The sequence below is a fragment of the Nitrospirillum amazonense genome (genome assembly GCF_007828045.1).
Taxonomy (GTDB): Bacteria; Pseudomonadota; Alphaproteobacteria; order Azospirillales; family Azospirillaceae; genus Nitrospirillum; species Nitrospirillum amazonense_C.
The window spans coordinates 116794-132325 of the sequence record NZ_VITN01000005.1 but is presented as its reverse complement, the minus strand read 5'-3'; the positions used below and the strand labels follow the sequence as shown (position 1 = coordinate 132325).

The 15532-nt window shown below is 67.7% G+C and carries 15 protein-coding genes; 7 read left to right on the top strand and 8 right to left on the bottom strand.

Annotation, left to right across the window (positions count from 1 at the left end; genetic code table 11):
• Positions 1-68 precede the first annotated feature (68 nt).
• On the top strand, positions 69-1328 hold the full coding sequence (locus FBZ89_RS31910) for a CCA tRNA nucleotidyltransferase (protein ID WP_145749910.1): 1260 nt from the start codon (positions 69-71) through the stop codon (positions 1326-1328).
• A gap of 60 nt (positions 1329-1388) precedes the next feature.
• Here FBZ89_RS31910 and FBZ89_RS10320 read toward each other — a convergent pair whose 3' ends face one another.
• From FBZ89_RS10320 to FBZ89_RS10310, 3 genes are all read right to left on the bottom strand, one after another.
• Positions 1389-1829, bottom strand: a complete 441-nt coding sequence (locus FBZ89_RS10320; RefSeq protein WP_145749909.1) for a c-type cytochrome — start codon at positions 1827-1829, stop codon at positions 1389-1391.
• Positions 1830-1854: 25 nt separating this feature from the next.
• Positions 1855-3426 (bottom strand): NAD(P)/FAD-dependent oxidoreductase, encoded by a 1572-nt coding sequence (locus FBZ89_RS10315; protein WP_145749908.1) that lies wholly within the window; start codon positions 3424-3426, stop codon positions 1855-1857.
• Between the two features lie 236 nt (positions 3427-3662).
• Positions 3663-4649: a hypothetical protein gene (locus FBZ89_RS10310; RefSeq protein ID WP_145749907.1), complete on the bottom strand. Its 987-nt coding sequence runs from the start codon at positions 4647-4649 to the stop codon at positions 3663-3665.
• 257 nt (positions 4650-4906) lie between these two features.
• Between FBZ89_RS10310 and FBZ89_RS10305 the strand changes: the two genes are divergently transcribed.
• Positions 4907-5425 carry a CREC-EF hand family protein gene (locus FBZ89_RS10305; RefSeq protein WP_145749906.1) on the top strand — a complete coding sequence of 173 codons (519 nt, stop codon included), beginning with the start codon at positions 4907-4909 and terminating at the stop codon, positions 5423-5425.
• Between the two features lie 346 nt (positions 5426-5771).
• Here the strand turns inward: FBZ89_RS10305 and hemF are convergent, their stop codons facing one another.
• Positions 5772-6728 carry an oxygen-dependent coproporphyrinogen oxidase gene (hemF, locus tag FBZ89_RS10300; RefSeq protein ID WP_246172126.1) on the bottom strand — a complete coding sequence of 319 codons (957 nt, stop codon included), beginning with the start codon at positions 6726-6728 and terminating at the stop codon, positions 5772-5774.
• Between the two features lie 31 nt (positions 6729-6759).
• A complete protein-coding gene (locus FBZ89_RS10295) occupies positions 6760-7269 on the bottom strand; it encodes a tRNA (cytidine(34)-2'-O)-methyltransferase (RefSeq protein WP_145749905.1) in 510 nt (169 codons plus the stop codon).
• A gap of 289 nt (positions 7270-7558) precedes the next feature.
• Between FBZ89_RS10295 and petA the strand changes: the two genes are divergently transcribed.
• Genes petA through FBZ89_RS10280 form a run of 3 tightly spaced genes read left to right on the top strand, consistent with a single transcriptional unit; the run spans position 7559 to position 10271 of the window.
• Positions 7559-8131 carry a ubiquinol-cytochrome c reductase iron-sulfur subunit gene (gene petA / locus FBZ89_RS10290; protein ID WP_145749904.1) on the top strand — a complete coding sequence of 191 codons (573 nt, stop codon included), beginning with the start codon at positions 7559-7561 and terminating at the stop codon, positions 8129-8131.
• Positions 8132-8154: 23 nt separating this feature from the next.
• Positions 8155-9489, top strand: coding sequence for a cytochrome b (locus tag FBZ89_RS10285; protein ID WP_145749903.1), 1335 nt, complete (start codon positions 8155-8157; stop codon positions 9487-9489).
• The gene (locus FBZ89_RS10280) at positions 9489-10271 is read left to right on the top strand and encodes a cytochrome c1 (protein ID WP_211115181.1); all 783 of its coding nucleotides are present in this window, start codon (positions 9489-9491) and stop codon (positions 10269-10271) included. The genes FBZ89_RS10285 and FBZ89_RS10280 overlap by 1 nt, the downstream gene beginning before the upstream one ends.
• A 257-nt stretch (positions 10272-10528) precedes the next feature.
• Here the strand turns inward: FBZ89_RS10280 and FBZ89_RS10275 are convergent, their stop codons facing one another.
• A complete protein-coding gene (locus FBZ89_RS10275; RefSeq protein WP_145749902.1) occupies positions 10529-11581 on the bottom strand; it encodes a M48 family metallopeptidase in 1053 nt (350 codons plus the stop codon).
• Positions 11578-12663 (bottom strand): YjgN family protein, encoded by a 1086-nt coding sequence (locus tag FBZ89_RS10270; RefSeq protein WP_145749901.1) that lies wholly within the window; start codon positions 12661-12663, stop codon positions 11578-11580. Before FBZ89_RS10270 ends, FBZ89_RS10275 begins: the two co-directional genes overlap by 4 nt.
• A gap of 131 nt (positions 12664-12794) precedes the next feature.
• On the opposite strand from FBZ89_RS10270, the gene FBZ89_RS10265 reads away from it, so the two are divergent.
• Together FBZ89_RS10265 and FBZ89_RS10260 are read left to right on the top strand one after the other, a co-directional pair.
• Complete coding sequence (locus FBZ89_RS10265; protein WP_145749900.1) at positions 12795-13346, top strand: DUF924 family protein; 552 nt, start codon at positions 12795-12797, stop codon at positions 13344-13346.
• A 113-nt stretch (positions 13347-13459) separates the two neighbouring features.
• Complete coding sequence (locus FBZ89_RS10260; RefSeq protein WP_145749899.1) at positions 13460-14356, top strand: tetratricopeptide repeat protein; 897 nt, start codon at positions 13460-13462, stop codon at positions 14354-14356.
• Between the two features lie 154 nt (positions 14357-14510).
• Here the strand turns inward: FBZ89_RS10260 and FBZ89_RS10255 are convergent, their stop codons facing one another.
• The gene (locus FBZ89_RS10255) at positions 14511-15422 is read right to left on the bottom strand and encodes a LysR family transcriptional regulator (protein ID WP_145749898.1); all 912 of its coding nucleotides are present in this window, start codon (positions 15420-15422) and stop codon (positions 14511-14513) included.
• Between the last annotated feature and the right edge of the window lie 110 nt (positions 15423-15532).

Genomic DNA, 15532 nt, shown 5'->3' with positions numbered 1-15532 from the left:
TGGGCGCGGTCGTTGCCCCCGCCGCCCGGACTTGATAAAATTGCGATAAAATACAACCTTAAGGCGCCATGACCTCCGTCCGCTCCCTGGTGCCCACGGGCCCGCTGGCTTCCGTGGCCAGCCGCCGTGTCCTGCAATCCCTGATGCGCACCGGGCAGGAGGCGCGATTCGTCGGTGGCTGCGTGCGGGATTGCCTGTTGGAAATCCAGGCGGCCGACATCGATATCGCCACCCCCCTGCCGCCGGAGGAGGTGATGCGGCGGCTGAAGGCCGACGGCATCCGTGTCGTGCCCACCGGCCTGAAGCACGGCACCGTCACCGCCATCATCGGCAACGAGACGTTCGAGATCACCACCCTGCGCCAGGATGTGGAAACCTTCGGCCGCAGCGCCCGGGTGGCCTTCACCGACGACTGGCTGGCCGATGCCTCGCGGCGCGACTTCACCTTCAACGCCCTATCGCTGACCGTGGATGGCGAGCTGTACGACCCCTTCGGCGGCGTGCCCGACCTGACGGCGGGGCGCGTGCGCTTCATCGGCGATGCCGAGACCCGCATCCGCGAGGACGTGCTGCGCCTGTTGCGCTTTTTCCGTTTCTACGCCCGCCTGGGCAAGGGTCCGCCGGACCAGGCCGCGCTGGACGCCTGCACCCGCCTGGCGCCCCTGGTCGGCGGCCTGTCGGGGGAGCGCGTGCGGGAAGAGTTGCTGAAGCTGCTGGCCACCGACCGGGCCGCCGAGGTCTGGCGCATCATGGTCGACCAGGGGATCATGGAGCAGGTCCTGCCCCAGGCCGTGGCGGTGGACCGCCTGGCGGCGCTGGACCGGCTGGAATGGATGGTGGGGGAGACGGAGCCGCTGGCCCGCCTGGCGGCGCTGCTGCCGGCCGGCCCCCTGGCCCACAGCGCGGCGGAGGCGGTGGCCGACCGGCTGCGCTTCTCCAACTTCCAGCGCGACCGGCTGGCGGCCATCGCCGCCCCGGTGGTGGACGTGCACCCCGAGCTGCCCTTCAAGTCGCGGCGCATCGCCCTGCACCGCCTGGGGCCGGAGATCTACCGCGCCGTGCTGCTGCTGTCGGCCGCCGCCATGGGCACGCCGGCCTTCGAGCTGTTCGAACCCCTGGCCGAGGCCTCCGCCTGGCGGGAAATCCCCTTCCCCCTGCGCGGCCAGGACATCCTGGACAGGGGCCAGCCGCCGGGGCCGGAGGTCGGCCGCCTGATGGGCGAGCTGGAGCGCTGGTGGATCGCCCACGACTTCCAGCCCGACCGCGACGCTTGCCTGGCGGAGCTGGAGCGGCGCCTGTCCGCCGGCGCCTCCACCGGGGAACAATAGGGGCCGGGGAATAATAGGGAACAAGGCGGGATCGAACGGTCCGATCCCGGCCCTGTAACCTCATCTGGCCGCCTTCACATCGGCGGCCGTGACCGTGTCGGTGTAGTGGTTGCCGAAGTGGGTGCGGACATAATTCACCACTGCCGCCACCTGGTCGTCATCCAGGAACTCCCCGATGGGCGGCATGGCCTTTTGCCCGTGCACCACCATGGCGACGGGATAGCCCGCCGCTTCCAGGTTAGGGTTGCCGGCCAGGGCGGGGTAGGTGCCGGCGCCGGTGGCGCCCTTGGCGTCCGGCATGTGGCAGCCCTGGCAGATGGCCTGGTACAGCGCGGCGCCGTCCTTCTGTCCGAAATGGCGCGGGCTGGCGAAGGCGGCGGAGCTGGCGTCCGACGCCTGGGCGTGGGCCGGATGGGGCAGGACCCCCACCGCGACATGGAGGGCGGTCAGCAGCGCCGTCAGGCCGGCCGCCTTCACCGTGAAAGACTTGAAGATCGTCATGGCGTGTCTCTCGGGATAGGGGGCGTCAGGCCGTCACGACCCGCTGGTGCAGGCGGGTGATGGCGTCGAGGGAGGACAGGACCGCCCCCTCCTGCCAGCCGGTGATGTAGCTGGCGTGCTCACCCGCCAGGGCGATGCGCCCGTCCACCTGGCACAGGTCCTGGTAATGCGCGGCCCGCGTCTCCTCGGTCCATGACGCGTGGCAGCCCAGGGTCCAGGGAACGCGATGCCAGCCCACGGCCACGCCGGTGTCGAACTCCTTGGTGTATTGCGGATGGATCTGGGCGCCGTAGGCCAGGGCGCGCTTGATGCGCTCCTCCGGCGGCATGGCGGTGTATTCCATGGCGTAGGCGCCGAAGACGTAGGTGCCCAGCAGGACGCCCTTGCCCGGGCTGCCATAGCCGCTGTTGGGGTAGCCGATCATGGCGATGGGCAGGTCGGTGAAGCTGATGCCGCCGTAGATGGCCTCGTCCTGTTCCCAGAAGCGGCGCTTGAACTGCAGGCCCACCTTGGCCGCGGCCTCATAGGGCACGGCGCTGATGGCGCTGGCCATCTTGGGTCCCACGTTCAGCTTGATCTGGCTCAGCACCGACAGGGGGATGGTGCACAGGCACCAGTCCGCCTTGGCTGTCTGCGCTGCCCCGCCCTTTACAGTGTCGGTATAGGTGACGGTGACGCCGTGGTCGTCCTGGTGGATCTCCGTCACCTTGGTGTTGAAGCGGATCAGATCCTTCACCTCCCGCGCCAGGGCGGTGGGGAACTGGTCCATGCCGCCCACCGGCTGGAAGATGGTGGACTGGAACTCATCCCTCAGGCCCATGCCCAGGAAGCGCCACAGGCCGCCCTGCATCACGTCGCGTAAGGACGCAGGCGTGGAGGGCACCGGCGCGCCGTTCATGCCCCCGCCGGGCGCCTTCTCATAGCCGCGCACGTTGCTGGATTCCAGGCTGGCGGCATAGGCGTAGTTCTTGTCCAGCCCGCCCCAGCCGCGCAGCGATTCCAGCAGCTTTTCCTGGTCTTCCTTGGTGACCGTGCCGTCCAGCGCGTTCTGGTGGGTCAGCTTGGCCAGCAGCTCCGCCACGTGGCCGTGATAGTCGGCCTGGATCTCGCGGAAGCGCTGCGGCTTGCCGCCGTAGGCTTTGGCGGAATGGAGATAGGCGTTGTAGTTGACCTGGTTGAACGGCTCCAGCGCCACGCCGTAGCGGTGGCAGTAATCCAGCACGGCGCGGTGGTGGTAGGGGATGCGCCAGGGGCCGGGGTTGATGTACAGCCCCTTGTCGAAGCCCACCGTCTGCTTGAAGCCGCCCAGCTCGGTGTAGGTGTCGCCGCCGCGCAAGCTCCAGCTGCGGCCGCCCGCCTTCTCCCGGTACTCCAGCACCTGGACCTTGTAGCCCGCCTTGCGCAGCTCGATCGCCGCCACCAGGCCGGCCACGCCGGCGCCTAGGATCAGGATGGACGCGCCCTTGGCGTCGCCGTCCAGCTTGATGGGGCCCTTGTAGGTGGTCTCCGCCGCCAGTCCCAGGCTGGTGGCCGCCTGATACATCACGGCGCTGCCCGCCACCGTGCCGATCAGGCTCAGCAGGTCGCGCCTTTTCATGTCCCTAAAACCCATGCCCGTTCCGCCTCCATTATTTTTGAAGTGCGGCGAGCCTCCCCGTCTTATCGGCCCGGCGGCCTTGGTGGCGCCGGTTCGCAGTTGATTGAGTTTATTGGAATAAATGCCCGTTTTTTGATACCCCGCCGGTCCGGTGAAACCGTGATCAACCGACGGCTGATCAGCGTTGCATGGGCCAGCGGGGCTGTCAATCCGATGGGCGTCCCTTCGCTGGGCGGTCAGTCCGCCAGCGTGGCCACGTAGCTTTGCACGCCGCCGCTGGCGGGGTGGTAGATGCCGACCAGGTTGTTGCGCAGGATGGAGTTGGCGGTGCTGATGCTGGCGCTGGCCGGGTTGGCGGCCGGCAGCCAGCGCGCCGGACCGAAGCCGCCATCGGCCAGGCGGTCGACATGGACGAAGGCGCCGTCGGCGTCGGTGGTGGCCGCCAGGGCATAGCCCCCGGGCACGGCGCTGATGCCCTCGAAATGGGTGACGATGCCGGGCTTGCCCTCATAGCTCAGCGAGGTGACGCGGCTGAGCGTGCCGGTGGCGGGGTCGTAGTCCGCCAGCAGGCCGGTGTTCAGGCCGTGGCCCTGCTTGTAGCCGCCTGCTAGCGTGTAGGGCGCCAGGTCCTTGGGCCCGTTCTGCCAGATGCCGTACAGGGTGGCCAGGGCGCCGATGTCCAACACTTGGAAGGTGCCGGTCTTCACGTTGTAGATGAAACCGTTGCCGGAACCGGGCTGGCCCGTCAGGTCGTAGTTGCCCACCACCAGGTCGCCCATGGTGCTGTGCGCCAGGGTGTTGGCCACGGTGCCGCCGGCCACGTCGGCGGGCACGTCGATCTGCGTCCAGATGCCTGACCCGTCCAGCGGCCCCTGGTAGATCATGCCGTGGTCGCCCTGGCCGCTTTCCTCATACTGGTAGCTGCCCACCGCCCGCACGTTGCCGTGGCCCAGGCTGGGGTCGAACAGGGCGGTGTTGGGGCCGTAGAAGGTCGAGGTGACGACGGTTTGCCCGGGGAAGGCGGGCAGGAACGGGAAGATGCCGTTGCTGTCCGTGGGATACAGCGGCCCGCGATACAGCATCGCCTGCGGCTTGCCGCCGCCGGTGGGCTGGTAATTGCCGGACAGCACGACGGGCTGGCCTCCGCCGCCATCCTGGCGGATGCCGGTCACGAAGGAGTTGGGCGGCAGGATATCGTGGTAGGTGATGGTTGGGCTTGGCATGGATATCTCCCTCAGAGGTTGTTACGCTGCGGGATATATACACGAGCTTTGATCCATTAGATTTTCTCTTAAGAATAGCAATTGGCTCTCATTGAGGGGCCGCGCCGCCACCCGACGCAAGGATCATTTTTCAGCTTGCAAATGAGAATGACTATCATTATTGGTAGTGCCCGACGCTGATGGACGCGGCGTGGGGGCCAACGTGGGACGCCCCCGGCGCCCGTCACCGATGCCCGCTTTCCCAAGGATTTTCCGTCATGGCCCCCAACCGCCGCGCTTTTGCCCGCAGCCCCGCCCGCTTCGCCGCGACCACGTTGATCGGCGCCGCCCTGCTGGCCACCGGCGTCGCTCGTGCGGCCTCGCACGACATCGCCAGCTTCATCAAGGAGCATGACCGGAACGGCGATGGTGTGGTCACCGCCCAGGAATACCAGGCGGTGCGCGACCAGCAGTTCAAGGCGCTGGATACCAACGGCGACGGCTGGGTGAGTGAGGCGGAATACACCGCCGAGTTCGAGGCGCGGCTGAACAAGGAGAACGTGGCGCCGGAGCGCAAGGCCCAGCAGCTGAAGCAGACCCACATCCGCTTCGTCGCCATCGACCTGGATGGCGATCAGAAGATGTCGCGGGAGGAGTTCATGGCGTCCGGCTGGCGCATGTTCGGCTTCCACGACAAGAACGGCGACCAGAAGGTGGACCAGGCTGACGTGGCCCTGGCCGCCGCCTTCAAGCCCCTGCTGGACAAAGATCGTGCGGACGCCGGCAAGGCGCCCTGAGTTGTGTTGAATTCCTATCGGTGCCTGGGGCCTGGGCGATGCGGAGTCCTCGCCCCCGTTTAGACAGGGCACCGTACAGCCGGTCGGCGGCGCGCTAGTCGTGTGGCGCGACGGGCGGAATGGCGGCCTCCTTTCCCCTTCCGTCGACCGGCTCTTTTTATCGGGCCCCGGGGTGATGTCCTCGGGGCCCTTGTTTTTCGCCCTCGGACGGCGGGCGGACACATCCGCGTCCTGCCCTGTTCTCGATTTCCAGTCCGCCCTCGGCTCCTCAGAAATCTCCGGCGTCCGCAGTCGCGGGCGACCAGGGGTTTCGCCGCTGGGGTGGTGTGCTCAGGTCAGATTGCGCTTACGGCCATTTCACCTCGGGTGGCAGGCTCATCAGGATGGCCTCGATGTTGCCGCCGGTCTTCAGGCCGAACAGGGTGCCCCGGTCGTGCAGCAGGTTGAACTCCACATACCTGCCCCGGCGCACCAGTTGGTGGTGGCGCTGCGCTTCCGTCCAGGGCAGGCCCAGGCGCCGGCGCACGATCAGGGGGTAGACATCCAGGAAGGCCTGGCCCACGGCCTTGGTGAAGGCGAAGTCGGCCTCCCAGTCGCCGGTGTCGTGCCGGTCGTAAAAGATGCCGCCCACGCCGCGCGGCTCGTTGCGGTGGGGCAGGAAGAAGTAGCGGTCGCACCACTCCTTGAAGCGGACGTAGTAGTCGGCGCCGTGTGCGTCGCAGGCGGCCTTCAGCGCCGCGTGGAAGGTGGCGGCGTCCTCCGCCGTCTCGGCGCTGTCCAGGAACATGGGCGTCAGGTCGGCGCCGCCGCCGAACCAAGCCTGCTCCGTCACCAGATGGCGGGTGTTCATGTGCACCGCCGGCACCAGGGGGCTGCGCATGTGCGCCACCAGGCTGATGCCGCTCGCCCAGAAGCGGCCGGTGGTGGCCGCCCCCGGGATCTGGGCGCGGAATTCCTCGGAGAAGGTGCCGTGGACGGTGGAGATGTTGACGCCCACCTTCTCGAACACCCGGCCGCGCATCAGTGACATGACGCCGCCACCGCCCTTGGTCTGGCCATCCGCATCGGGGCCCGTCTCAGTAACTCTGGCCCAGGCCTTGCGCTCGAACCGGCCCGGCGCGCCCTCGCCATAGGCGGGCAGGGCGGCCGCCTCATCCTCGATGGCCTCGAAGGCGGCGCAGATGCGGTCGCGCAGATCCTGGAACCAGGCGGATGCCCGGGCCTTGCGCTCCTCCGCCAGAGGGGCGTCGCCGGCTAGCGCTTCGGCGGGCAGCAGGCTCGAGGACAGGGGAATGTCGGTCATCAATGGGTTCCAGGTAGGCAGGTTCCAGAGGTCAGCGGGGCCAGGCGTCCAACTGGCGGACGGCCTCGCCCACCACCATGGCGGCGGCCATGGCGACGTTGAGCGAACGCAGGCCTGGGCGCAAGGGTATGGCGAGGCGGGCGTCGGCGGCGGCGTGCACCTCCTCCGGCACGCCGGCCGATTCCCGGCCCAGCAGCAGGATGTCGTCCGGCTGGAAGACGAAATCGGTGTAGCACAAGGCTGCGCGGGTGGTCAGCAGCAGCAGGCGGGGCGCGGACCCGCCCCGCCCCGGGGAGGGCTGCCCTGCGTCGCCCTGGGATTGACCGTTCGCCCGCCGACGCGTCTCGAACGCGGACCAGGAGGTGTGGCGCACCAGATCCACACCCTCCAGGTAGTCCATGCCCGACCGGCGCAGGCGTTTATCGTCCAGAACGAATCCGCACGGTTCGATGATGTCGATGCCCACATTCAGGCAGGCGCCAAGGCGCATCAGGGTGCCGGCGTTCTGGGGGATGTCGGGTTGGTAAAGGGCGATCCGCACGGGAAGGTAGTCCGATAAGGTGTTGGAAAGACTAGCTCTTAAGCCGCCAAACCTTTCGCTTGTGCAGCTAAGAATAGCGTTGAGGGCACATTCATACGCTTCCCAAGGCCTTGGGGGGCATGTATATGGATTTACCGCGACCGGACAAGACACCGGCCGTCAACCTTATTCGCCGTGGGCCTGCGCAAGGCTGGTCCGCTTGGGTAAGGATATAAGAACATTGGGAAACCCTTGTGAGGCGGGCGCCGGGGCGTTTTCAGGTGCCCCTGACTTCGAGGAGAAGCTTGGTATGGCGGACACGACCCAGACGGCCGGGCATGGGCCGGGGAGCGGCTCTCACAGCGGCGGGGATCCCTCGCGCCGCGATTTCATATACTTGGCTGCCGCCGCGACCGGTGTCGTGGGCGCCGCCGTCACCGTGTGGCCCTTCATCGACAGCCTGAACCCCGCGGCCGACACCCTGGCGCTGGCCAGTACCGATGTGGACCTGGCGCCGGTGCAGGTGGGGCAGTCCATCACCGTGACCTGGCGCGGCAAGCCGGTGTTCATCCGCCACCGGACGCCCGAGGAAATCAAGTCCGCCACGGACGTGAACGTCTCCGAATTGCGCGACCCGCAGAAGGACGCGGACCGCGCGAAGAAGCCGGAATGGCTGGTGGTCGTCGGCATCTGCACCCACCTGGGCTGTATCCCGCTGGGGCAGAAGAATTCCGATCCCCGCGGCGAGTACGGCGGCTGGTTCTGCCCCTGCCATGGTTCGGTCTATGATACGTCCGGCCGCATCCGCAAGGGTCCCGCGCCGCGTAACCTGGAAGTGCCCGGCTACGCGTTCAAGACCGACACTTCGATCCGTATCGGCTAAGCCGGACCTCCAGGGAGCGAGATATGGCCCACGGCCCTGCAACGTCCTCTTTCAAGAATCCGGTGGTCAACTGGCTCGACCAGCGGCTGCCGATCTTCACCATGATCCAGAAGGAATACGGGGTGTTTCCCACCCCGCGTAACTTCAACTACTTCTGGAACTTCGGCGCCATCGCCATGATCATGCTGGTGACGATGATCGTCTCCGGCATCGTGCTGGCGATGCACTACACGCCCAACACCAACCTGGCCTTCAACTCCGTCGAGCGCATCATGCGCGACGTGAACTTCGGCTGGCTGATCCGCTACATCCACATGAACGGCGCGTCGTTCTTCTTCATCGCCGTTTATATCCACATCTTCCGTGGGCTGTACTACGGCTCCTACAAGAAGCCGCGTGAGCTGCTGTGGATGGTCGGCGTGGTGATCTTCCTGCTGATGATGGCCACGGCCTTCATGGGCTACGTGCTGCCGTGGGGCCAGATGAGCTTCTGGGGCGCCACCGTCATCACCAACCTGTTCTCGGCCCTGCCGCTGGTGGGCCAGGACATCGTGACCCTGCTGTGGGGCGGCTTCTCCGTCGATAACCCGACGCTGAACCGCTTCTTCGCCCTGCACTACCTGCTGCCCTTCGTCATCGCCGCCGTCGTGTTCCTGCATGTGGCCGCCTTGCACGTCACCGGCTCCAACAACCCTCTGGGCGTCGAGCCCAAGGGCCCGCAGGACACGCTGCCTTTCCACCCGTACTACACGGTGAAGGACAGCTTCGGCACGGTGGTGTACCTGGCCATCTTCGCCGCCTTCGTCTTCTACGCCCCCAACTTCTTCGGTGAGCCGGACAACTACATCCAGGCGAACCCGATGGTGACCCCGCCGCACATCGTGCCGGAGTGGTACTTCCTGCCCTACTACGCGATCCTGCGCTCCATCACCTTCGACATCTCCATCCCCTTCACCGGGCTGAAGCTGATCGAGGCCAAGCTGGGCGGCGTCATCGCCATGTTCGGGTCCATCGCCATCCTGTTCATCCTGCCCTGGCTGGACACCTCGCCGGTGCGCAGCGCCCGCTTCCGTCCCATCTTCAAGAAGGGCATCCTGGCCTTCCTGGTGGCCTTCTTCCTGCTGATGTATGTGGGCGCCCAGACGGCCGACGCCGCCTGGCACCTCGGCGGCCTGGAGATCCCGCTGGTCTATGTCGGCCAGCTCGCCACCCTCGTTTACTTCGGCTTCTTCCTGTCGCTGCCGTTCGTCGGCCTGATCGAGAAGCCCCTGCCGCTGCCGGCCAGCATCGCCAAGCCCGTCCTGGGCGGTGGGGCCTCGGCCGCCGGTGCTACCGCCAAGCCGATGGAGAAAGCCTGATGCGCCGTCTTCGGTCCCTGATCCTCGCCGGTCTCGTCGCCGTCGCTGCGGCCGCCCCCGCGGTCGCCAGCGAAGAGATGGAGTACCCGAAGAACGAATGGAGCCACGGTGCCGTCACCCGCGGTTTCAGCAACATCTTCGGCACTTTCGACCGCAAGGCGCTGCAGCGTGGCTTCCAGGTCTACAAGGAAGTCTGCTCCGCCTGCCATTCCATGAACCTGCTGTCGTACCGCAACCTCAGCGCGCTGGGGTACAACGAGGCGGAGATCACCGCCATCGCCGCCGGCTACGACATGACGGACGGGCCCAATGACGAGGGTGAGATGTTCACCCGCAAGGGTGTGCCGGCCGACCACTTCAAGGCCCCGTTCCCCAACGAGAAGGCCGCAGCCGCCGCCAACGGCGGCAAGGCCCCGCCGGATCTGTCGCTGATCGTGAAGGCGCGCAAGGGGGGTGAGGATTACATCGTCGCCCTGATGACCGGCTTCGAGACGGCCCCGGCCGGTTTCACCGTTCCTTCGGGCGGCAACTACAACAAGGCCTTCCCCGGCCATGTCATCGCCATGCCGCCGCCCCTGTCGGATGGTGGCGTGACTTTCGCCGACGGCACCAAGGCCACGGTGGAGCAGCAGGCCAAGGACGTGGCGACCTTCCTCGCCTGGGCGGCCGAGCCCAACCTGGAAGCCCGCCACCAGATGGGCCTGAAGGTCATGATCTTCCTGATCGTGCTGGCCGGCATCCTCTATGCCGCCAAGCGCGCCGTGTGGGCGGACCAGCACTAAGCCGGTCCCACCCCGTCAGGGCATGAAAAGGGGCGCTCCGGGATGACCGGGGCGCCCTTTCTTATACCCACGGCATTTGATCGTGCCCTCTCAAATGCCGCCCTCAGGCGCCGGGCGTCAGCATCCGCTGGCTTGGCTTCCTCGCTTCGCCCTCCTTTGAGTTAACCCAGGGGGTGCTCGCTCCGGCGGCCGCAGTCGCGGCCTAAGCGGCATGAGGCTATACCTCATGCCGCCGGTATCATTTGGCGGGGGATCAATCAGATCTTGGCGGGGCAGGCGGCGTCGAAGGGGCGCAGCCGTTCCTCCGTCATGGGGTGGGTGGCCAGCCAGCTGGGGATGTGGCCGGCGATGGCCGCCGCCTGCTTCACCTCCGGGCTGTCCACGATCTTGCGCAGGGCGCGGGCGAAGGCGCAGGGGCTGCGCGGGGGCTCGTGTGGGCCCGGGCTATGCGACAGCCAGGCCAGGGCGTCGGCGTCCGCTTCCGCCTCGAACTCCCGGGTGAAGCGCAGGTTCAGCAGCAGCACGGGCGCGCCCACCAGGAAATGGCCGGCGGTGCTGGCATCGCCCACGGCCACGGCGGCCAGCACGGACAGGCCGCTGGCGCGCAGGGCCAGGCGCAGGCCGTGGCGGTGGCGCACATGGCCCACCTCATGCGCCAGCACGGCCGCCACCTCCTCATCGTCCAGGATCTTCAGCAACTGGTCGGTGACGACGATGTCGCCACCCGGCAGGGCGAAGGCGTTGGGGCCGACCAGGGGGCTGTTCAGGAAATGCAGGCGGAAGGCGTCGCCCTCCCGGGCCCCGACCATGTCGGCCAGGATGTCCGCCAACCGCTTCTGGCGGGCGGGGTCGATGGTCGTCCGCTCCTTCTCATTCCGGAAGATCAGGTCCAGGCCGGCGTCGGTCAGCTTTTGCTCCACCCAGGGCGGCGTGTGCGCCGCCGCCAGGTCGGCGGCCCAGGGCACGCCCCAATACCAGGTGGCGGCCCCCAGGCCCAGCAGCACCGGCACGCTGGCCAGCGCCAAGCGCCACGACCCCTCCAGCCGAGACAGCAGGCCGGGCGTGTGGCCCAGCGCCGCCGCCAGCGGGCCGCCGCCCATGACCTCCAGCGTGTCGCCATTGGCGAACTCGAATCGCCAATAGTCGCCGCCAACGGGCGGCACGATGGTCAGGGTGTGCCGGGGCACCGTGCGTTCCCCATCCAGGACCAGCCCTTGGGGGCTGGCGCGCACCATGACCGTCTCCGCCCGCGACAGGCCGGCGCGATACAGCCGGCCCGTCCAATCGGAACTTGTCGTCTCAGGCGTCAAAAGCCGATCCCGATGTCGATGTCGAAGAAGGCCGCCGCCTGGTCGCCGAAGGCGCCGGTCTCATCCTGGGCGCCGGCGACGAAGTGATCCAAGCCCGTGGGCGCGTGGACCGTTACCCGTTCCAGCATGTAGCGGGCCGTGCGGCAGCGCACCCAGGGGTAGGCGATGCCCAAGGTGAAAATCATCAGCAGGAAATTGGTGAACTGCAGCAGGACATAAGGGCCCACCCGCCAGCCGGCGCTGAGGCTGAGGTCGCTCAACGCCGTCCGCTCCACCACCGTTTGCAGGAACTTGAGTCCGATGGCGATGGCCACCAGGAACAGTCCCGCATAGAGGAAGGGAATAAGCAGGAAGGTGGCGTAATGCACCGCCGACATGTCGGCGTCGACCTTGGCGGCCTGTGCGATGGGGATGATGATCGCCGCGATGCCACCGCCGAACACGAGGAAGGCGGCCCCCAGTATCACGGACAGCAGGTAGAAGCGGCCGACGGCCGGCGCCATGCGCAGCGGCGTGGCACCATAGCGGCTGTTGTCCACCATCCAGCGATATTGCTGGTGGATGACATAAGGGAATAGCAGGCCCAGGCTCAGGCCGCCGAGAAAGGGCAGGCCCAGGAAGCGAAGATAGGCGCCTGCCATCACGCCCTTTTCATGGGAAAAGCTGAAGCGCACCCCACGATAGGAAGTGACGCGCAGGCGGAAGCGCAGGGCCTTCACCACCAGCCACGGCGATGCCAACACCAGCAGAAGGGCGAAGACCAGCGCGTAGGGCGACTGCATCTTGACCAGGATGATGTAAGGCACGAACAGGACCAGGACGATGATGCGCCCGATCAGGATGGACAGCGGACGGGCGTGATAGCCGAATCGGGCGCCCGCCAACTCCGTCGCCTCGTGGAAATAGCGCTGGGTCCGCACCTTGGCCCAGGCGGAATAAACGCCCAGGGTGACGATGGTCAGCAGCAGGTTCACGATCCAGATCGGGAAATACTCGCGGCCCGTGCCGTGGAAACGGAAGGCGTGCGAACTACCCTGCGCCGGGCTGTCCGCGGCGTTGGACACATCGACAGAGTCAGGCATTGTTCCCCCATGCGATAGCGCGGCCTGTTCCCCGGTAGGCCCGCTCCGCCACTGTAGCTGAAATTTTTGGGAACGACACACGCAATGGATGCGATGTTGCGGGTTTGGCAATCCTGTCAAGGGTGGGTGGCATGGGCGTGGTGACGGCGGCAGCGGTTCTGGCCTTCTGGTTTGAGGAGCTGAGGCCCGACGATTGGTTCAACGGCGGGGCGGACATCGACGCGCGCATCCACGACCGCCTGGCCGACAGCTATCACGCGGCGGCGGAAGGGGTGCTGGACGCCTGGGCCGATACCTCCGATGGGGCGCTGGCCCTGCTGATCCTGCTGGACCAGGTGCCGCGCAACCTGTTCCGGGGCGACGCGCTGGCCTTCGCCACCGACGCGCGGGCGCAGGCGCTGGCCAGCCGCGCGGTGGCCCGGGCGCAGGACCTGGAACAGCCGGTGGAGCGCCGCCTTTTCTTCTACCTGCCGTTCGAGCACGCGGAGGAGATCGTGCTGCAGGACTGCTGCGTCGCCCTGGTGGCGGAGCGTATCGGTGCAGGCCGTCACCTGGATTATGCCGAACGCCACCGCGAGGTCATCCGCCGCTTCGGCCGCTTCCCGCACCGCAACGCCATCCTGGGCCGCGCCTGCACAGCGGCGGAGCGGGAGTATCTGGACCAGCCCGGGGCGGGGTTCTGACGGCGGCCGGTCCCCCGGCCGATGGCCGCACCCCCCAAGAGGGTGCTATCCCCACCGGCCGATCACCGCTACCATCTTGAGATGTCTGGATATTCATCGCGGGGGAGCGGGATATGACCACACGCGCCAAGGCGGCCAACAAGGCTGGTTTACTGCTGGGATTGGGCATGGGACTCGTGCTGGCCGGGGTCACCCCGGCATGGGCGGCCCCCTCCCCGGAGCAGGTGAAAAAGGCGGTGGATGCCGGTGACCTGCCTGCCGCGGAGAACATGCTGCGCGAGGTGGTGCGCGAGCATGGCGACAGCGCCCGCGCCCATTACGACCTGGGGGAGGTGCTGGGCCTGGAAGGCCGGCACCAGGACGCGGTGGGCGAGCTGGAGCTGGCGCGCAAGATCGATCCCAGCCTGCACTTCGCCCGCAGCCCCGAAACCTTCCAGCAGCACCTGGCGCGCGAGGAGTCTTTCCTCAAGCCGGCCGCCCAGACGGTCCCGGCCCAACCCGTGCCGCCATCGCACACCGCCGTACAGGCCGCACCGCCACCGCGCGCGGAGGCGGACAACGGCATGACCGTCATCCTGGTGGTGGGCGGGCTGCTGCTGGCCGCCCTGGCCATCTACCTGGTCTTTCGGCGGGCCAATCCGGCCTCCGGCGGCGCCTATCGTCCCGCCACCGCCGGCCCGGTGCCGCCGCCCTATCCGCCGGCCTACGGCCAGCCCGGCTACGCCCCGGTGGTGGTGCAGGAGCCGGGTTTGGGCACCGGTTTCCTCACCGGCGTGCTGGCCGGCGAACTGATGTCCGGCGGCGGCCATCGCGACACCGTGGTGCACGAGACGGTGATCAACAACGTCACCGAGAACCGGGTGTACGAGAACGACCGCCGCCCCGATCCGGATTACGATTCCGGCAGCAGCTCATCGTCCAGCGACGGCTGGGGTGGCTCGTCCGATGGCGGGTCGTCCTCCAGCAGTTTCGACAGCGGCAGCTCCGGTGGCGACAACAGCAGCTGGTAAGCGCCGTCCGGGGCCGCGCGACCGCCGCGCCTGCTGCACGCCGCCAGCCTGTTGGGTACCGGCCTGTCGGTACGCAAGCCGGGCTGGAGGCCGGCTACGGCAGCACCAGCGCCTTCGTCAGCGCCTTCCGCCGCTCGGGCGTGACGCCGGCGCGCTACCGGGCGCCCATCTCCGCCTCATAATTCTCCTTCATGAAGTCGATGAAGGCGCGCAGCGGCGCCGGCACGTGGCGGCGGCTGGGGTAGTAGAGGTAAGGGCCGGGGAAGGGGGGCAGCCAGTCCTGCAGCGCCGGCACCAGCCGCCCGGCGGCCAGCGAGGGCGCCAGGAACCCTTCGAAGGTGCAGAACCACCCCAGGCCCGCTTCGGCCGCGCTGATGGCGATCTGCACGCTGTTCCCCACCAGGCGCCCGTCGGGCTGGATGCGGACCACCTCGTTCCCCCGCTCGAACTCCCAGGGCTGCACGGCGCTGTCGGCGAAGCGGTGGCGCAGGCAGGGGCGGCCGATCAGGTCGCGTGGATGGCCGGGCACCCCGTCGCGCGCGATCAGCGCCGGCGAGGCCGCCAGCACGTAGCGCTGCGGCGGGCTGATGGGCACGGCCACCACATCCTGGGCCAGGGCCTCGCCATAGCGGATGCCGGCGTCGAAGCCCTGGGCGAAGACATCGACGAAGGCGTTGTTCTCAATGATTTCCAGTGTGATGCCGGGATAGGCCGCCAGGAAGCGCGGCACCAGGGGCGCCAGGATCAGCCAGGATACGACGATGGGAACGTTCAGGCGCAGCAGGCCGGTGGGGGTGTCGCGGAAGCTGTTCACCTCATCCAGCGATTCCGCCACCTCGCTGAACACCGGCGCCAGCCGGGCCACCAGGTGCTCCCCGGCCGCCGTGGGCGTCACGCTGCGGGTGGTGCGGTTCAGCAGGCGCACGCCCAAATCCTCCTCCAGCCGCTTCAGCGCCAGGCTGAGGGTGGAGGGCGCCACGCCCCGTTCCTTGGCGGCGCTGCGGAAACTGCGGTGGCGGGCCACTGCCAGGAAAAGGTCCAGGTCGGCGAGATTGGGGGCGGGCATGGGGTCTGTCGCGGGCTGGGCCATTGTTCGAAATATCGAACAGCGCATTGATAATTGCCCAGATTATCACGCGGTACCTTCGGCGGCATAGTCCAGCTCATCAACGGCCC